This window comes from Candidatus Kapaibacterium sp. (assembly GCA_025059875.1).
In the GTDB taxonomy this organism is placed as follows: domain Bacteria; phylum Bacteroidota; class Ignavibacteria; order Kapaibacteriales; family HRBIN21; genus HRBIN21.
This window is the reverse complement of the sequence record JANXCT010000004.1, coordinates 53,256-70,747: the sequence shown is the minus strand read 5'-3', so window position 1 is coordinate 70,747 and position 17,492 is coordinate 53,256. Positions and strand designations below refer to the sequence as shown.

Below are 17,492 nucleotides of genomic sequence, written 5' to 3'. Positions count from 1 at the left end.
TGTGTACCACTAATCGCCGAAGGTTGTAGTGCATGGAGAGCCTGACAGGCACACCACCCCCGTCGTATCAGCGACAGCGCCTTTTGGAAGAGCTCTTAGAAGGCGGAGCTGTGCCGGCAGGTATTGACGATGCTACATTGGCCAAGCTGTACGAAGGCACACTCTCCCGGCTGCGAGAGGGCGAGGTTGTCAAGGGGCGGGTGGTAGGCACCACCAAGAATGAGGTGCTGATTGACATTGGAGCAAAGTCCTTGGGGGTTGTGCCACGGCGTGAGTTCAGCAGCGATCCTAAAATCGGGGAGGAGATAGAGGTCTTCGTGGAAAAGGCAGAAGACAACGAAGGACGAGCCATCTTGTCGCGGCGCCAAGCAGAACTCCTACGCACGTGGGAGCGAGCCAGAGAGCTCTACGAGCAGCAGCAGACCGTCCCCGTCACAATCATGCGGCGGGTCAAGGGGGGGTTCGTTGTTGACTTCATGGGAATGGAGGCCTTTCTGCCAGGTTCACAGGTGGATATCCGTCCGGTGCGTGATTTTGACGCTTGGCTTGGCAAGACGATAGAGGTGCGGATCGTGAAGCTGAATCAGCCCGGGGAGAACGTTGTGGTTAGCCGCAAGGTCCTCCTTGAGGATCAGATTGCTGAACAGCGCCAGCGCATCCTGAACCAGCTAGACCGTGGGCTAGTGTTGGAGGGTACAGTGAAGGCCATTACGGACTTCGGAGTCTTCGTGGACTTGGGCGGAGTGGATGGTCTAGTGCACATCACAGACCTTTCCTGGGGGCGCGTTAACCATCCCAGTGAGATTGTGTCCCTCGACCAGACGGTCAAAGTCGTCGTCCTCGACTTTGACGAGGAGAAGAAGCGAATCTCCCTTGGTATCAAACAGCTGACGCCGCATCCGTGGGAGACGATTGGTGACAAGTACCAGCCAGGTACCATCGTCCGCGGTAAGGTTGTCAGCATTACGGACTATGGAGCCTTCGTCGAGATTGAGAAGGGCATAGAGGGGCTGATTCACATCAGTGAGATGTCATGGACGCAGCACATCAAGCACCCCTCCCAGGTGCTCTCGCTGGGGCAGATGGTAGAGGCGATGGTGCTGAGCATTGATAAGCAGGAGCGGAAGTTGGCCTTGGGACTCAAGCAGCTCCAGCCCGATCCATGGCAGGAACTGGTGAAGAAGTATCCTGTTGGGTCCCGCCACAAGGGGATTGTGCGAAACATTACCAACTTTGGCGTTTTCGTTGAGCTGGAGCCCGGCGTGGAGGGATTGGTGCACGTCAGCGACCTTTCCTGGACGAAGAAGGTTCGGCACCCAGGAGAGCTCGTCCGACGTGGTCAAGAGTTAGAGGTCGTGGTGTTGGAGGTAAATCCGGAACAGCGCCGAATTGCGTTGGGCCACAAGCAGCTCCAGCCTGATCCGTGGGAGTACTTCGCTGAGAAGTACAAGGTGGGGGCTGAAACAGAGGGACGAATCGAGCGCATCCTGCAGCGAGGTGTTATCGTTGAGCTTCCTGATGGTGTTGATGGCTTCGTCCCAGCATCGCAGCTCTCCTTTGCGCCAGTGCCCTCAATCCCAGACTACTTCCAGGTGGGGGACATCTTGCCGCTGAAGGTCGTAGAATTTGATCGGGAAGCGCGGAAGATTGTGCTCTCCGTTGTGGAGTACCTGCGCACAAAGGATCGGGCAACGATCGATGCTTACAATGCACAGCACCCAGTTCCTGGGGCCGAGAAGAGCGCCTTCATAGAGTCACCGTCCCTGGGCGCATCAGAGAAGGAAGCTGCTGCAGAAGCTTCCTCAAAGTCTAGGCCGACCCAGAAGCGACAGAGGGCAAAGAAGGCTGACAGCTCGGATGCAGGGCTGGAGGAGGCGAAAGCATCTGCTACTGCGTCGGAGGAAACGTCTGCTGCAGATGGGTATAGTCAGTCAGAGCAAGCAGACCCTGACTCCACAGATTCTCCACAAAGTAGCGCGGCTCAGTAGCCGAGCCTGAGCTCTGCGCTGCCCCATAGTTGCCCTAGAGGATTCGATCCGCCGGTGCGATTGAGGTAACTAGCAGTCACGAGCAGTACGACGTTCGGTACTACCTCTATCGCCGCGCTTACGGAGTAGCGACGGGCATCACTCCGCTTCCCTCGAAGGAAGCGATTGGGGGCTAACATGTCACCGTCACCCCGGAGGATATCTCCACCGACATTGCCGACGGGAAGCCGCTCACCGTTGCGGATCTCCGTGAGGACCTTTCCGTCAGGGCCGAGGAGGTTTTCTCCGTGCCGAGTGTAATCAGCGCTCAGAGTCAATGTGGCTCGGGGAGCCAACCAATAGCGAAGCTGCAGAGCCCATCGGTCGCTATTGGGTTGCATTGCGTAGCCCAGAGGTGCGTTCAGATGTGTCCACGAATTGACAATCGTCCGATGTGAAAACACGAATGGCCCGAGCCGTACGTACTCCGCCGCTAGCTGCATACCGTGCTGGCCAATTGGCAGGAGAGTCGCTGCACCGAGCTGAAAGCCGAACTTGTTGGTGTTGCCAGCGACAGAGGTGTCGAAGAGGGTGGAGTAGTTCAGGTCGTCTACCAACAGCGTTCCGTAGAGGAGTACGCGCGGCTGAGGGCGGAGCGCTACTTCCAGGGCTAGCAGAGAGTTATCGCGGTTACTCCGCTCGGCTGTCTGAAGACCTGCGGAAACGAAGAACGCGAGGGGATTGAGGTATGCAAAGTCTAGGCCTCGGCCGGAGTAGACAACCATGTCGTAGAGTGCCACACAGAGAGCAGATAGCGGCATCCATCCTACTCGGTGGAGGACAATGTACTTCGACTGCACAGGCTGTCCTGCGGTATCGGTCCCCTCTGCCGCCGCATGGAGGTAAGAGAACCGGAAGGGGCCGTGGGCGATGTCCAGGAGGATGCCGTCGAGCATTGGGGCAACTGGCGAGAGGATGAGATTGTCAATCGGGCTATAGCCGATGCTCAAAGGTTCTCGCCCTAAGCGTACTCTAGCCTGGCCCCACCGTAGCTGGAGGTAGCCTGCGAAACGGTCGAAGTAGCGGCGCGCCTCAATGGTGAACTTCAGCGTGCGCCCCAGACTGGGGTCAATCCGGAGTGCTGCTTCTGGAGAACCAGCGAACCGTGCTCCGTTGGAGATGTCCACAAATCCTTCAGCGTTGGCACCATACCGCACGAAGGCCTGCCCTCCCAGGCGGGCTAAGAGAGGAGTGCTGGTAGTATCCCCATATCGGACAGCACCACCACGGAGCATAATGTTGGCGTTCAGGAGCATCTGGAAGCCAGTGTCAGCAACTGTAGCAAGGAACCGGTGGCGGGCAATTTGGGGGAGGAAGCGCGAGCCTACGGAGGAGGCAGAGTTGTACCAGAGGACGTAAGCGGGATGTTCGTTCTGCGGCAGGAGCGAGACGACCTCTGCAAGGGGTATAGGCCAGAGGACGATGCTCTGCAGGGGAGCATTGCCCAGGAGGACTTGCCGAAAGGCAGCTTCATAGGTCCAGGGATCAGAGGCGGGGTCTACGTTTTGCGCCAAGCAGTAGCCGCCCACGGTCCAGAGGAGCAAGGGGAACAGGCGGTATGAGTTCATAGCGACAGTAACTGGGGGGTCGGGTAGGAGACCAGGTCTGGACACAGAGGGACGCGCTGTCCATGGCGCGCAAGCGATTCCTCGGCAGCTTCGAGGATGCTAACTACGGCCCGTCCAAAGTATCCGTCGCTAATCGGCCGCTGGCCTGTATGGATGGATTCCAAAAAATGGTGGATGACCCGTCCCAAGGCTTCATGGTTGGGAAGTGGAGGAGCGTACATCTGCCCAGCTCGGTATTGGACGCGGAGTCGTTCTTCACCCTCCTTGGAGGTAATCTCCACGCCGCGGTCGTAGACACGTAATTTCTCACTTGTCTCCATATCATCGTAGACGGCCATTCGGCGAGAGCCTCCCAGGCAAATTGTGCGGATCTTAACGGGGGAAAGCCAATTCACGTGGAAATGCGCCAAGAAGGAGTCGTTGTAGTATACGGTCACATAGGCTAAGTTTTCTAGTTCATAGTAATGTCGAATGCCGACAGCAGAAACGGCGGTTGGGGGCTCGCTATCGAGGAGATAGAGAAGGATGGAGACATCATGTGAAGCCAAATCCCAAACGACGTTTACATCGGGTTGGAAGAGACCTAGATTAGCACGCACTGAATCGAAGTAGAGAGGCTCTCCAAGCTCTCCCAGCACGAGGAGCTCTTTAAGTTTTTGGACAGCATCCGTGAAGAGAAACGTATGGTCGACCATGAGTGTTAGGCCTTGGGCCTCCGCAATGGTGAGGAGCTCTGTTGCCTCGGTGGCGCGGCGCACCATGGGCTTCTCCACTAGGACGTGCTTGCGATGGAGCAGTGCTATGCGAGTTAGCTCAAAGTGGGAGGCAACCGGGGTTGCAATGGCAACGGCATCGACGGTCGGATCAGTAAGAACGGAGAAGGGATCAGCAGAGGTCCGAATCCACCGGAAACGCTGCCGGACCGTTTCCAAGCGGTGCTCATCGAGGTCACAAGCGATGACAGTATCTACGGATTGGAACTGGAGGAAGTTGCGGATAAGGTTTAGCCCCCAGTACCCACAGCCTACAACAGCGACGACCATGGGTGTTAGCGGTTCTGCCCTCGGAGCATGTATGGGACTGTCTTCAGCACGACGTAGAGATCAAGCCATGGAGACGCATTCTGGACGTAGTAGATATCCAGCAGGAGCATCTGTACAAAAGTATGGGAACGGTCAGAGATCTGCCACAGCCCCGTGCAGCCAGGCAGGATGAGATGGCGCCAGCGCTGCCACTCAGGGAAGTATGCAACCTCCTTAGGGAGCAACGGCCGCGGACCAACGAGGCTCATTTCGCCACGTAGTACGTTCCATAGCTGAGGCAGCTCATCTAGGCTCCAGCGTCGTAGCCAGCGGCCAACACGGGTGAGGCGTTGCTGGGGCACAATCTTCCGCAAGGGCTTATTAGCGGAAATGTGCTCTTGGATGCTCTCAGCCCACTCCTGGTACGCAGCTTCGCCCACTTCCATTGTCCGAAACTTGTACATCAGGAAGCGCTTGCCGTACCGACCTATCCGCTGCTGCCGATGGAAGACAGGGCCGGGTGAATCCAGCTTGATGGCAATTGCAATGACCACAAAGAGGGGGAGACAAAGCAAGAGAATGCTCGCAGCGATGACGGTGTCGTAGATGCGCTTCAGCAAGAGGAAAGGGTAGCGAGCACCTGCTCCAGCGAAGGAAACGAACCGTAAGCCAGCAACGTCGTCCATCATCTGCTCGGGGATCAGTGTAGGGTAAAGCTCAGCTACTGTAGACACCGTCGCATTCCGCTGAATCCACTTAGCAGCAGATTCCAATAGCTCTTCAGGAGACAGCCGAGGCTCGGCGTAGATGACGTGCTCAATGGTCGCATCAGTACTTGGAGTGCGCCAAGAGCCGAGAACATGGTAACCATTCAACACTGGAGTTCCGGGAGGTAGGAGATCGCTAAGGAAGCCTACGAGTTTGTAGTCATGGTTGTCATCAACGAGGAGACGCTCTGCAATGAGCTGCGCTAGTGCGCCTGTGCCGGCGATAGCTGTGCGGCGTTGGAAGCGAGCATTGCGCAGCAGCAAGCGCTGCAACAGTCGGAACCCGACAAGGCGCCATCCCAGGAGGAGGAAGAGCCCTGCGGAGAATGTTGCCCCCGTAATAAGGCGGCTATCTAACCAGTGCGGAGGTCGCAGGAAGAAGGCGATGACGGCAAAGCCAACGAGCGCGTAGAATCCGGAGCGGAGTATGAGCACGGTCTGCCGTGACGATGAGCGGATAGAGCGGAGCTTGTAGAGTCCGTTGTGCTGGAGGATGACAAGCCAGAGTAGGCCAAAGCAAGCGAAAGCTATCCACGGCTGCCATTGCTGTAGTAGCGTCCAGGCATCGGGGCGTCCGAAGCCATGCGCCAGAGCAGCTACAGCTATGCTGTAGCCCCCTAGGATGCAGAGGTAATCCCCGACAGCCAGCACCAGCTTGTATGCCGGGTATCTTGGGAAAGCTCGCATAAGCCTCTTCAAGCCCGCCAAAGCGGCCCTCACAGTTTAACTCTGCCCCCCACCTCCCCCTACTGCCTAACTGCAAATTAGGGAATGCCGCGGATACGAGGAGCCTTCCGCCAATGGTGGATTGGAAGGAGCCGCAAGTTGTAATTTTGGGCTACAACATTCAAGGTGCACCTAGCAATGGCACTCTACATAACAGCAGACTGCATCAACTGCGGGGCCTGCGAACCCGAGTGTCCGAATACCGCCATCTACGAGCCCGGTGCTGAGTGGACGTTGGGAGGCCAGACGTATCGGGGATCATACTCTCCGAGCGGCTATCAGCGAGACTTCTGGTCGGAGGAGTACTACTTTATTGTGCCGGACAAGTGTACAGAATGTGTTGGGTTCTACGACGAGCCCCAGTGTGCCGCGGTCTGCCCAGTTGACTGCTGTTTGCCGGATCCGTTGGCACCGGAGACTCGGGAGCAGTTGGAGGCAAAGAAGGCTTATCTCGACCAGATAGATCCCGGACGCGTTCGGGTCTAAGCTGTGGCTCTGCAGGCACAGCAGTTGTGGCTCCGCATTCGCGGTGGTCGGATCTGGGACTTCAGCCCAGCAGAAGGTGAGGTCGTTGTAGAGACAGAGGCCGGGAGGGTGCACTATCCGGGATGCTGGATTTTACCTGGCTTCGTAGATGCTCACGGTCACATCGTCCACTTCGGCCTGGAGCTTGTCCAGCCCCGACTACAGGGGTGCCGTAGCGCGGAGGAATGCTTAGAAGTGCTACGCTGCTGGGAGCCGAACCGTGGGGAGTGGCTGGTAGGACGCGGCTGGAACCATGAAGAGTGGGCGCCGGCAGTCCTTCCGACCGCGGCAGTGTTGGATACACTCTTCCCTGACGTACCCGTTGCTCTATCCCGGACTGATGGACATGCGCTCTGGGTGAATTCCGAGGCACTGCGCCGAGCGGGCATTACCGCTGAAACCCCAGACCCCTCAGGTGGGCTCATCGTTCGAGATGCCTCGGGTATGCCCACGGGGGTATTGGTAGATACTGCGATGGAGCTCGTACTACGGTGTATTCCTCCCCCGAGCCCGGAAGAAGTACGGCAGGCTATCCTACGAGCGACTGCCCAGCTCCTTCAATACGGCATCACCGAAGTGCACGACATGGACGTTGACGTAGCGTGGGTTCCGATCTTCCAGGAGTTGGCCCAAGCGGGACACCTGTCCATCCGCGTACAGAGCTACGTACGGGCTCAGCGAGGGGAGTGGGCCCAAGCAGGGCTGCTTCCAGCAACAGGGGAGTTCTTTCAACTCCGCGGGGTCAAGTTCTACGCTGACGGAGCTTTGGGATCGTATGGAGCAGCATTACTCGAACCATATGCCGACTTCGAGTCGCACAAGGGCTTTCTCCTGTTTACCACAGAGGGCTTGGAGTTAGCAGTTGCAAAGGCCATGGAGGTGGGGTGGCACGTGGCAATCCACGCCATTGGGGATGCGGCGAACCGACAGGTGGCTCACGTCTACGCGGCAATCCGTCAGCGAGGTATTGGGGAGCTCGAACAGCGACTGAGAATAGAACATGCCCAGCTCGTCCATCCGGAGGACATTCCAGTAATGGTAGAGGCTGGCTGCATTGCTTCGGTCCAGCCTCTGCATTGTGTCCACGACGCTCCCATGGCTCGGCGACGGCTGGGGTATGGGCGGGCGAGCATCCCGTATCCGTGGCGTAGTCTGCTCGAGGCTGGCCTTCCCCTTGCCGCTGGTTCTGATTTCCCGGTAGAGCCACCGAACGTTCTGGCCGGCATTTCGGCATTCTGCACGCGCCGACCGCCAAGCGAAGCCGCTCCGTGGATGCCAGAAGAATGCCTGAGGGTTGACGAGGCCCTGGCAGCTTACACGACGTGGGCCCACTATGCCAGTGGGATGGAAGATCGTCGTGGGTTGCTACTTCCGGGGTATGATGCCGACTTCGTCATTGTGGACGCAAATCCGGCAGAGATGCCGCCAGAAGAAATAGCCTCCATTGGCGTCGTTGCCGTTTACGTGGCTGGGGAGCGACGCTGGGTGTCGCGGCATATGTAAATTTGTGGCCTCCGAGCATAAAGGGATGCCCAATGTACGACCCAGCCTTTCGGGAACACCTCCAGCGAGAGTTAGCAGTCCTTCGGGAGACAGGGCTCTACAAAGAGGAGCGAGAAATCCTAGGTCCCCAAGGGCCGGTAGTCCGAGTTCGCTGGAATGGTCAAGTACGCGAGCTTCTGAACTTTTGTGCCAACAACTACCTGGGACTCTCGGCAGATCCCCGGATTATAGAAGCCGCAAAGCGGGCAATGGCCACCCATGGCTTTGGAATGTCCAGCGTCCGCTTCATCTGTGGCACCCAGGATTTGCACAGGGAGCTGGAGCGTAAGATTGCGGAATTCTGCGGCACAGAGGACACCATCCTCTACGCTGCCTGTTTTGACGCAAACGGTGGATTCTTCGAGCCTTTCTTCACGGAGCAGGACGCTATCATTTCTGATGAGCTCAACCATGCCTCCATCATTGACGGTATCCGCCTAACGAAGGCGAAGCGTTATCGGTACAAGAACTGCGACATGACTGACTTGGAAGCGAAGCTCCGGCAGGCAGAGGCCGAGGGAGCGCGCTTTAAGGTGATAGCCACGGATGCTGTGTTCTCTATGGATGGGAACATGGCCCCGCTGGACCGCATCTGTGAGCTTGCTGAGCGTTACCGTGCCTTAGTAGTGGTGGACGAGAGCCACTCTTTGGGGTTTGTCGGTAAGCGGGGCCGTGGGGTGACCGAGTACTATGGGGTTATCGGCAAGGTGGATATCATCACGGGTACGCTCGGCAAGGCCTTAGGAGGCGGTATCGGGGGCTTCACAACAGGGCGGCGTGAAATCATCGAAATGCTGCGGCAGCGCTCTCGGCCATACTTATTCAGTAACTCTCTGCCTCCGATGGTGGTTGGGGCGGCGATTGCGGTGTTCGACTTACTGTCGGAGACGACGGAGTTGAGGGATCGCTTAGAGCGTAACACACGCTTCTTCCGGCAGCACATGCTGGAGGCTGGCTTCGACATCAAGCCTGGCGATCATCCGATTGTGCCCATTATGCTCTACGACGAGATTTTGGCGCATAGCTTCGCCCGTCGGATGCTGGAGGAGGGAATATACGTGGTGGGCTTCTCCTATCCTGTTGTGCCTCGAGGGCAGGCACGGATCCGCGTTCAGATTTCTGCAGCCCACACGCAGGAGCAGTTGGAGCGCGCTGTGGAAGCGTTCGTCAAGGTTGGGCGGGAAATGGGGGTGCTGAGGGACTGAGCCGATGCATACCGTCGGGATTTGCGGTGCTGGGACGATGGGACGGGGGATTACGGTGACCTGCCTGCAAGCCGGTCACCGCGTGCTCCTCTACGACATCCGCTCGGATGCCTTACGAAATGCTGAGAAAGATATCCGGGAGCAGCTGGAGAAAGGCTACGCAAAGGGTCGGCTCCGCGAGCCTGTGGAAGATGTCCTCCGTCGGCTCGAGCTGGTTCCTACGCTGGCGGAGCTGTTTCGGTGTGACATCATCATCGAGGCAATTGTGGAGAATCGGGCTGCAAAGCAAGACCTGTTCCGGGCACTGGAATCCCTAGGAATCAGCCCAAACACCATCATCGCAAGCAATACTTCCTCCATCTCCATTGCAGCACTAGCCTCAGTCCTGCACCACCCCGAGCGTTGTATCGGACTCCACTTCTTCAATCCAGCGCATGTGATGCGTTTAGTGGAGGTCGTCCGTAGCGCTCGCACTTCTGATGAGACCCTGCAGCGTGCATTGACCTTTGTCCAGGGACTAGGAAAGACGCCGGTGGTAGTACGGGATGTCCCTGGATTCATCGTCAACCGGGTGGCGCGCAACTACTATAACGAGGCGCTTCGGATAGTAGCCGAGGGAGCAGCGACGGTAGAGCAGGTAGATCGGCTCATGCGGAGTGCTGGATTTCCAATGGGGCCGTTTGAGCTCATGGATCTGATTGGTGTGGATGTGAACTTGGAGGTGACCCGCTCTATCTACGAGCAGCATTTCCATGAGCCTCGCTTTGCACCATCGCCGCTACAGCAGCAGTATGTTGACGCTGGCTTATTGGGCCGTAAAGTGCGGCATGGCTTTTACTCGTACGACGACCAAGGGTGACGTTCCACATATAGGAGCAGCACAGATGCAGACGAGCGTTGCGATCGGCTTCCTGTTAGGGATAATGAGCACCGTAGCCCAACAGCTCATCGTCGTGCCTGGACCTTCTCAGAAGGAAACGAGGGCCCAAGAGCCGGAGCAGTTAGGTGCCTCACGGGCAATAGCGTGGAAGGTCCCTTCGCTCCCACTGAGTTTCCGGAATGGGCAGACGCCAGCAGCAATCCAAGAGTTCATCTTTGACTCGCTCGTCAACGCCTTTTCCTACTACTCCTGGCAGCAGCAACCCGTGTGGTGGGATCCTACCAGCGATGTGCTCGTTACGGTTAAGCGTGGTGGAGTAGGGGCTGCTGCCCAAGGTGATGGCAATCGGCTCTACTACCGTTACTCCACCAACCGAGGGCAGTCATGGTCAGAGCCCATCCGGCTTTTTGACGGGAATGCTCCAACCAACCAGCTGCCGCGCTACCCTAGTGGGTACTTGGTTAACCCTAACAACACCGTCACCTCTCCACAGGACTTGATACTGGTCTTCGCTAGCCCGGTGACGGATGGGACGGCCTGGAGGGGCTTTCGGGATGGCTTCACGTACCTTGGTTCTAACGATGTGCAGAGCTGGTTCAACGATGGCGTGGATGTGACTATCCAGGGACGGCAGTACCGCTACACATGGGGCACGGACTCCAGAATCACAGCGACGCGCGCTGGAGATGTGGCGTTGACTCTAAGTGCGCTCGTTGCCCCAGATGGGGTGCCTACAGCTGAACAGAACTACGTGGGACTGCGGCTCCAAGACTTTGCTGCTCCAGCATTCGGCTTCGTTCCGGAAGAATGGCGGAGTACTTTGTTCGGTGATCCTGGACAGCCGGGCTACCGGGCAAACGTCCCTATTGGGATTGCCCGAGATGACGTCGGTAACCTCGTCTATGCTGTCTTCGGGCGCTTTGTGGATGCCGATGACCCTGGTTTGCCTACAGTAGGCTTCTTCCTCTCCACAGACGGTGGGGAGAGCTGGCGGGGGCCGACCTTCCTTCAGCCTTCTGCGATTCGGGAGTACGCCTTCCAGCAGGGGGCAATGCCGGATTCGGTGGTAGTTCCTTTCGGACTGCAGACCGGGCAAGGGGGTGCAATTGCTATTCCGAAGGCCTTCGCTGCTTACGGGAACGGCAAAGTCAGCATCGCGTTCCAGATATTCGAGTTCGACGGCAGCAAACCCTTGGAGGAGCGGGCAGCTCAGATGGTTGAAGCCACCTACGACAACGGCAACTGGACGCTACGGAAGATTGCAGACCGCTCATGGCTCTCCCTGGCGCTCATTGCTGACCCCAACTCTCCCGCTTCAACCCAAGTCGGCAACGAGCTGCAGCTCAGCCGAACAGCCGACGGTACCAAGCTACTAGCCAAGTGGATAGAGGGCACTGTCTATGTTGCCCAAGTAGACATTGACGGTGATGGTGCTGCGCCGGATACCTTCTTGACGACGGACGTCTACATTTCGACCCGCCAGCTGCCCAATGGACAGTGGTCGGATCCGGTGAATATCACCCAGACCCCAATCTGGGACAAGTTGGCATGGATTCCCCCGATTGTGCCGAATGACCTCCGGCAAGTTCCACTGTTGATGGTCAAAACGGCGATTGACACGTTTGTCTACCCGACGCTCTTGGAGCGTCTAGTCAACAGCCAGCAACAGCTGCTGGAGAAGCAGTACGTCACGATTGCAACCTTCTCCGGGGTTGTCTCGGTCCAGGAACCCTCAGCAACCATTCATCGGCAGCTTCAGGTCCGTGTCTCGCCGCATCCGGTGGGCAGGGAGTTACGTTTGTTCGTCAGCGACGCTCCTGGGGGTCATGCTTCCGTGGAGCTCTATGCAGCAAGTGGGGAGCGGCTCTGGACACGGGAGCTCGTGCTGGCACCAGGGTCACAGATGGTGATTCTGCCAGTCTCCGAGGTCGCTGCAGGTACCTACGTGCTGCGCGTCCGCAACGGGAGTGCGGTCGCCATACAGCCGGTGGTAGTGCTACCTTGAGTGGACAAAGCAGTCTGGCAGCGGGCGCCGTCTCTAGAACGGGGTGGCGCCCGCTCAGTTTGTCTAGGTTCGGTTGCTACGATGATGCAGCAGGGGACAGCGAGTTGAGATGGAAGAGGCCGTTCAAATAGCCGGGCTTGTCGTTGACGTCGTAGAACGGCGAATCGTACCAGCAGAGGTGGTGGTGGAGGAGGGGAAGATTGCCTCTGTAACGTACCGCTCTGCCTCAGAAGTGCCGTCGGTGTACATCCTACCAGGCTTTGTGGATGCCCACGTCCACGTAGAGAGCTCGCTTTTGCCGCCACCAGAGTTTGCGCGCTTGGCGGTCATCCATGGGACGGTGGCGACGGTCTCCGATCCGCACGAGATCGCCAACGTTCTGGGGATAGAAGGGGTACGGTACATGCTCCGGACAGCAGCAGAGGTACCCTTCGTCTTCTGGTTCGGGGCCCCATCGTGTGTGCCGGCAACACGCTTTGAGACAGCCGGGGCCGAGATCAGCGTGGAGGAGCTGCGAATACTGTTTGAGGAGGGTATGCCGTACCTCAGTGAGATGATGAACTTCCCAGGCGTTCTAGCGCAAGACCCTGAAGTGATAGCAAAGCTGGAGCTTGCACGCGCTTACCGACGCCCGATTGATGGGCACGCTCCGGGATTGCGGGGGAATGAGGCCCGCCGATATGCTGCGGCCGGCATTACGACCGATCACGAGTGCTTCACGCTGGAGGAGGCGCTGGACAAGGTCGAAGCGGGTATGAAGATCCTCATCCGCGAAGGCTCGGCAGCACGGAACTTCGATGCCCTCCACCCGCTACTGCGCTTGCATCCAGATCGGTGTATGTTCTGCACCGATGACCTTCATCCCGATGCCCTTGCGGCGGGACACATCAACGTGCTAGTTCGACGGGCGGTCGAACTCGGGTACGACCTCTTTGATGTCTTGAGAGCAGCTTGCTTGCATCCAGTCCAGCACTACGGGTTGCCTATCGGACTCCTGCGGCCAGGGGATTCGGCTGATTTCATCGTGGTGGAGGACCTCCGGAACTTTCGGGTGTTGGCAACGTACGTGCGTGGGCGTTGCGTGGCACGAGAGGGGGAGAGTCTCCTACCGTTCCGTAGGGCACCGGTTGTCAATCGGTTCGTCCAACGGCGAGTGCGAGAAGGAGAGCTTCGGGTGTCTGCTTGTGGAGAGACTCTCCGGGTCATTGAGGCGTATGATGGTCAGCTCGTCACGGGCGAGCTGCTGCTCCCTGCCCCATTGCGGGATGGGGAGATCGTGCCCGATGTGGAGCGTGATATCTTGAAGCTGGTGGTGGTCAATCGCTACAAGGAAGCTCCGCTGGCGGTAGCCTTCGTCCGAGGCTTTGGACTCCGCCGTGGGGCGATCGCTTCGAGTGTTGCCCATGACTCGCACAATCTCATCGCCGTCGGAGCAAGTGACGCTGAGCTTTGCCGAGCTCTCAACGCGGTTATTGGACACCAAGGCGGCTTGGCGGTTGCCGAAGGGGAGCGCGTAGACGTCTTGCCGTTGGATATCGCTGGGCTCATGAGCTCAGAGGAGGGCACGACGGTGGCGCAGCGCTACACAATGCTGGAGGCTGCCGCTAAGCGGTTGGGCTCTTCGCTTCGGGCACCGTTCATGACGCTGTCGTTCATGGCACTCCTCGTCATCCCAGCGCTGAAGCTTAGCGACCGGGGGTTGTTCGACGGTAGGGCGTTCCAGTTCACCTCACTATGCCCAGAGTCGTAGGGAGCGTGTAGCTCAGCATTGCTTGCAGGGTGGAAGCCCTAAGTTTGTGCTATGCAAGCACCAGGAGCGTCCAGCAACGTGCCATGGACAGCCAGACAGCCATAGCGTTCCCTCAAGTCCGAAGCAGCCATGCGGCCTTGTGGAAAGAGGTGGCTCGATTGGTCCTCCTATCGCGTCGCATTGACGAACGGGAAGAGCAGGAGCTCCTGCCGGCTGGCAAGATTACATATCAGTTTTCCGCAAAGGGGCACGAGCTGGCACAGGTCCTTCTTGGACTGCATCTCCGCCATCCTCACGATGGGGCAACGGTGTACTATCGCTCGCGTCCATTTCTACTGGCTGCTGGACTGACGGCAGAAGAGGCGTTTGCTGGCTCCCTTGGGCGCACCGGGAGTCCAAATGGGGGGCGGGACATTGGGGTAGTGTTCAACATGCCTCCGCGGCGTGGCGTCACTGTTCTCCCTGCCAGCGGAGACGTGGGGGCACAGTATACACCGGCTGCTGGGTGGGCGCAGGCGATTCTCTACCGGAGCCGAGTCTTGCGGGAATCGGAGTGGGAAGGGGCCATCGCAGTTGCTCTGGGGGGAGACGGTTCCGTTGCCACCAACGGCTTCTGGTCGGCCTTGACGATGGCGACGACGCTCCGTCTGCCGATGCTCTTCTTCGTTGAGAACAACGGCTACGGCATCTCGGTCCCTTCTCGCTTCCAGACGCCGGGTGGGCGGATCGCTCCCAATCTCCGTTCATTCGGTGAGCTCCGTCTGTGGGAGCTGGATGGTACCGATCCAGAGGCTGCGCTACAGGGCATTGCGGAAGCAGTCACTTTCGTTCGCTCTGCGGCTGGTCCTGCGCTCGTGGAGGTCTACGTCCCGCGGCTCTGCGGCCATTCTAGCGCCGACAATCAGGCTTATTATAAGACGGCCGAGGAGCGTCAGGAAGAGCAGAAGCGGGACCCCATCATACGCCTCCAGCGCTACCTACTCCGCAAGCGACTGCTGACGAAGTCTGAGTGGGAGCGGCTCCAGCAGGAAGTAGAGGCAGAGGTCGCGGCAGCTTTGGCTGCAGCACTGGCGCAGCCTGAGCCGGAGCCAAGCTCGGTGTGTCGCTTCCTCTTCTTCGACCCCGATGCTCCTCAGCAGGTGGGTGGTATACTGCCCGAAGGGCAGCATCTGCCAACTGGTACGACGCAGGCACGACCGACTGGTCCGCGAATCAACATGGTGGAGGCCATTCGCCGGACCTTAGAGCGGGAGTTAGAGCTCAACCCGAGGGTGGTTGTCTTCGGCGAGGACGTTGGCGTCAAGGGGGGTGTTCACGGGGCTACAATGGATTTGCAGCGGAAGTTCGGTGCCGACCGAGTATTTGATACTGCGCTTTCGGAGGAGGGCATCATTGGACGTGCCGTCGGCATGGCGCTAGCGGGCTTGGTGCCGGTGGCGGAGATTCAGTTTCGCAAGTATGCTGATCCTGCCACGGAGCAGCTCAACGACTGCGGCACTATACGGTGGAGGACAAACGGGCGGTATGCGGCCCCGATGGTGGTGCGCATCCCCGTGGGGTTTAGCAAGGTCACCGGGGATCCGTGGCATAGCGTCTGTGGCGAGGCGGTCTTCGCTCACGCGCCGGGCTGGCGTATTGCTTTCCCTTCCAATGCCGAAGATGCCGTAGGGTTGCTGCGCTCGGCGCTCCGTGGCCACGACCCAACCCTCTTTTTAGAACACCGAGCCCTGTACGATACGCCCATGGCACGGCGCCCATACCCGGGGGATGGGTTCATTGTGCCGTTCGGCCGTGCTGCGATTGTCAGAAGTGGACGCCACATCACGGTCGTTACGTGGGGGGCAATGCTCTACCGGGTCCTGGAGGCGGTGGAGCAGCTCCAGGTGGATGCCGAAGTGATAGACCTGCGGACGATTGTCCCATGGGACGTGGAGATGGTGTTAGCGTCGGTGCGGAAGACGAACCGTTGCCTCATCGTCCACGAGGATACGCTCACGTGCGGTTTCGGTGCGGAGATTGCCGCTACTGTCGGGCGGGAGGCGTTCCAGTGGCTGGATGCCCCTGTGGAGCGAGTAGCCTCGCCGGACTGTCCGATCCCGTACAATCGGCGGCTCATGGACGCTGTGGTGCCGACCGTGCAGCGAATTGCTGCTGCATTGGAGCAGCTCTTACGCTTCTGAGAGTCCGCTGAGCACTGTTGCTAAGGAGGTAGCGATAGACTCGGCCCCACCGCGCTGCTGCAAGAGTCTCTGAGCTGCGGTCCCCAACCGCTGGCGCTCCTCAGGATTGCTGAACACGGCATAGAGCCAATCTGCAAGCTGCTGTTCGGTGCGAACGATCGTCAAGGCCCCAGTGCACAAGAGCGCGTGGGCATCAGGGGACTTCCGAACCCTTGGCCCGCAGACGAGCGGGATGCCGTATGCTGCCGGCTCCGCGAGGTTGTGGACGCCGTGGCCGAAGCCACCGCCGACATACGCCACGTCAGCAAAGCGGTAGAGATGGAGTAGGAGCCCGAAACGGTCAACGATAAGAACCTGGGGGCCTTGCTCAACCACTCCTGGGCTGGTGTCGGACACTTCCGTCCAGCGGTGTGCTCCGCGGAAGAGGCGGAGCAGCGCCGTAACCCTGGCTGGGTTGGGTTCATGGGGCACGATGATGAGCACAAGCCGTTGGCGAAGGTCGTTCGGTAGGTAGCGGAGCATCCCTGCCAGGAGGCGGTGATCCTCCTCCCAGGTGCTGCCAGCAATTAGGCAGAATGAACCTGGATGGCGGAAGGCCTCCGGCAGCCATACGCGGGGCTCTTGGTGGGCAGCCTGCCAGATGCGGTCATACCGCGGGTCTGGGACTACCCTCACCGGAACTTCAGGAACGAGGCGCCGGAATGCTGCGGCCTCTTGGTCGTTCAACGCCCAGATTCTCTGGAAGCTGCTGAGAGCTTGTCTCAGCAGCCACTGTGCCGCAGGTAGCCTCCAGAGCGGGCTCTGAGGGAAGGTAGCGGCTACGAGGAACGTAGGGACTCGCTGCTGATGGAGAGTAGCTAAGTAGCCCAACCACAGCTCATATCGCACGAAGACAGCAGCCGTTGGCTGCAAGGCCGCTAGGAAGCTGTACCTGCTGTCAGGGAGGTCTGGGGGAAGTAGGAGGACTTTGTCGGCTAAGGGGGTTGCTCTGTGGGCTTCGTAGCCAGAGGGAGAGAAGAAAGTTAGGACGACCGGCAGCCGAGGGAGACGTGCCCGTAGTAGTTGTAGCACAGGGCGGACGTGCTCGAACTCGCCTGCAGACGCAGAATGGACCCAAAGGCGGGGATGCGGGGCAGTACGGCTCCAATCCTGCAACTCTCGAAGGTGCCGGTGCCATTCTTCTCGCGCCTTGGCCTTGAGGCGTAGCTGCGGAGAGAGGCGGGCGAGGCTCGTGGCCTGGCGGAGCACAATTTCGTAGAACCACAGTGCAGTAGGCATTGTCTTCCGATGACGGA

At 58.9% G+C, this 17,492-nt stretch carries 12 protein-coding genes; 8 read left to right on the top strand and 4 right to left on the bottom strand.

Annotation, left to right across the window (positions count from 1 at the left end):
- The first annotated feature begins 32 nt into the window (after window positions 1-32).
- Window positions 33-1,988 (top strand): 30S ribosomal protein S1, encoded by a 1,956-nt coding sequence (gene rpsA / locus NZ960_05980; protein ID MCS7177148.1) that lies wholly within the window; start codon window positions 33-35, stop codon window positions 1,986-1,988.
- On the opposite strand, the gene NZ960_05975 is transcribed toward rpsA, so the two are convergent.
- From NZ960_05975 to NZ960_05965, 3 genes are read right to left on the bottom strand one after another with little or no spacing between them, the layout of a single operon-like run.
- Window positions 1,982-3,595 (bottom strand): hypothetical protein, encoded by a 1,614-nt coding sequence (locus tag NZ960_05975; protein MCS7177147.1) that lies wholly within the window; start codon window positions 3,593-3,595, stop codon window positions 1,982-1,984. The genes rpsA and NZ960_05975 overlap by 7 nt on opposite strands.
- Complete coding sequence (locus NZ960_05970; protein MCS7177146.1) at window positions 3,592-4,638, bottom strand: Gfo/Idh/MocA family oxidoreductase; 1,047 nt, start codon at window positions 4,636-4,638, stop codon at window positions 3,592-3,594. Before NZ960_05970 ends, NZ960_05975 begins: the two co-directional genes overlap by 4 nt.
- 5 nt (window positions 4,639-4,643) lie before the next feature.
- Window positions 4,644-6,071, bottom strand: coding sequence for a sugar transferase (locus tag NZ960_05965; GenBank protein MCS7177145.1), 1,428 nt, complete (start codon window positions 6,069-6,071; stop codon window positions 4,644-4,646).
- A 177-nt stretch (window positions 6,072-6,248) separates the two neighbouring features.
- Between NZ960_05965 and NZ960_05960 the strand changes: the two genes are divergently transcribed.
- From NZ960_05960 to NZ960_05930, 7 genes are all read left to right on the top strand, one after another.
- A complete protein-coding gene (locus NZ960_05960; protein MCS7177144.1) occupies window positions 6,249-6,596 on the top strand; it encodes a 4Fe-4S dicluster domain-containing protein in 348 nt (115 codons plus the stop codon).
- A gap of 3 nt (window positions 6,597-6,599) precedes the next feature.
- Window positions 6,600-8,138: an amidohydrolase gene (locus tag NZ960_05955; protein MCS7177143.1), complete on the top strand. Its 1,539-nt coding sequence runs from the start codon at window positions 6,600-6,602 to the stop codon at window positions 8,136-8,138.
- Between the two features lie 32 nt (window positions 8,139-8,170).
- The gene (gene kbl / locus NZ960_05950; GenBank protein ID MCS7177142.1) at window positions 8,171-9,382 is read left to right on the top strand and encodes a glycine C-acetyltransferase; all 1,212 of its coding nucleotides are present in this window, start codon (window positions 8,171-8,173) and stop codon (window positions 9,380-9,382) included.
- Between the two features lie 4 nt (window positions 9,383-9,386).
- Window positions 9,387-10,241 (top strand): 3-hydroxyacyl-CoA dehydrogenase NAD-binding domain-containing protein, encoded by an 855-nt coding sequence (locus tag NZ960_05945; protein ID MCS7177141.1) that lies wholly within the window; start codon window positions 9,387-9,389, stop codon window positions 10,239-10,241.
- Between the two features lie 25 nt (window positions 10,242-10,266).
- Window positions 10,267-12,267 (top strand): T9SS type A sorting domain-containing protein, encoded by a 2,001-nt coding sequence (locus NZ960_05940; protein MCS7177140.1) that lies wholly within the window; start codon window positions 10,267-10,269, stop codon window positions 12,265-12,267.
- Window positions 12,268-12,376: 109 nt separating this feature from the next.
- Complete coding sequence (gene ade / locus NZ960_05935; protein MCS7177139.1) at window positions 12,377-14,017, top strand: adenine deaminase; 1,641 nt, start codon at window positions 12,377-12,379, stop codon at window positions 14,015-14,017.
- 83 nt (window positions 14,018-14,100) lie between these two features.
- Complete coding sequence (locus tag NZ960_05930) at window positions 14,101-16,197, top strand: thiamine pyrophosphate-dependent enzyme (protein MCS7177138.1); 2,097 nt, start codon at window positions 14,101-14,103, stop codon at window positions 16,195-16,197.
- Here NZ960_05930 and NZ960_05925 read toward each other — a convergent pair.
- Window positions 16,186-17,475 (bottom strand): hypothetical protein, encoded by a 1,290-nt coding sequence (locus NZ960_05925; GenBank protein MCS7177137.1) that lies wholly within the window; start codon window positions 17,473-17,475, stop codon window positions 16,186-16,188. The two genes, NZ960_05930 and NZ960_05925, sit on opposite strands and share 12 nt — an antisense overlap.
- Window positions 17,476-17,492 lie beyond the last annotated feature (17 nt).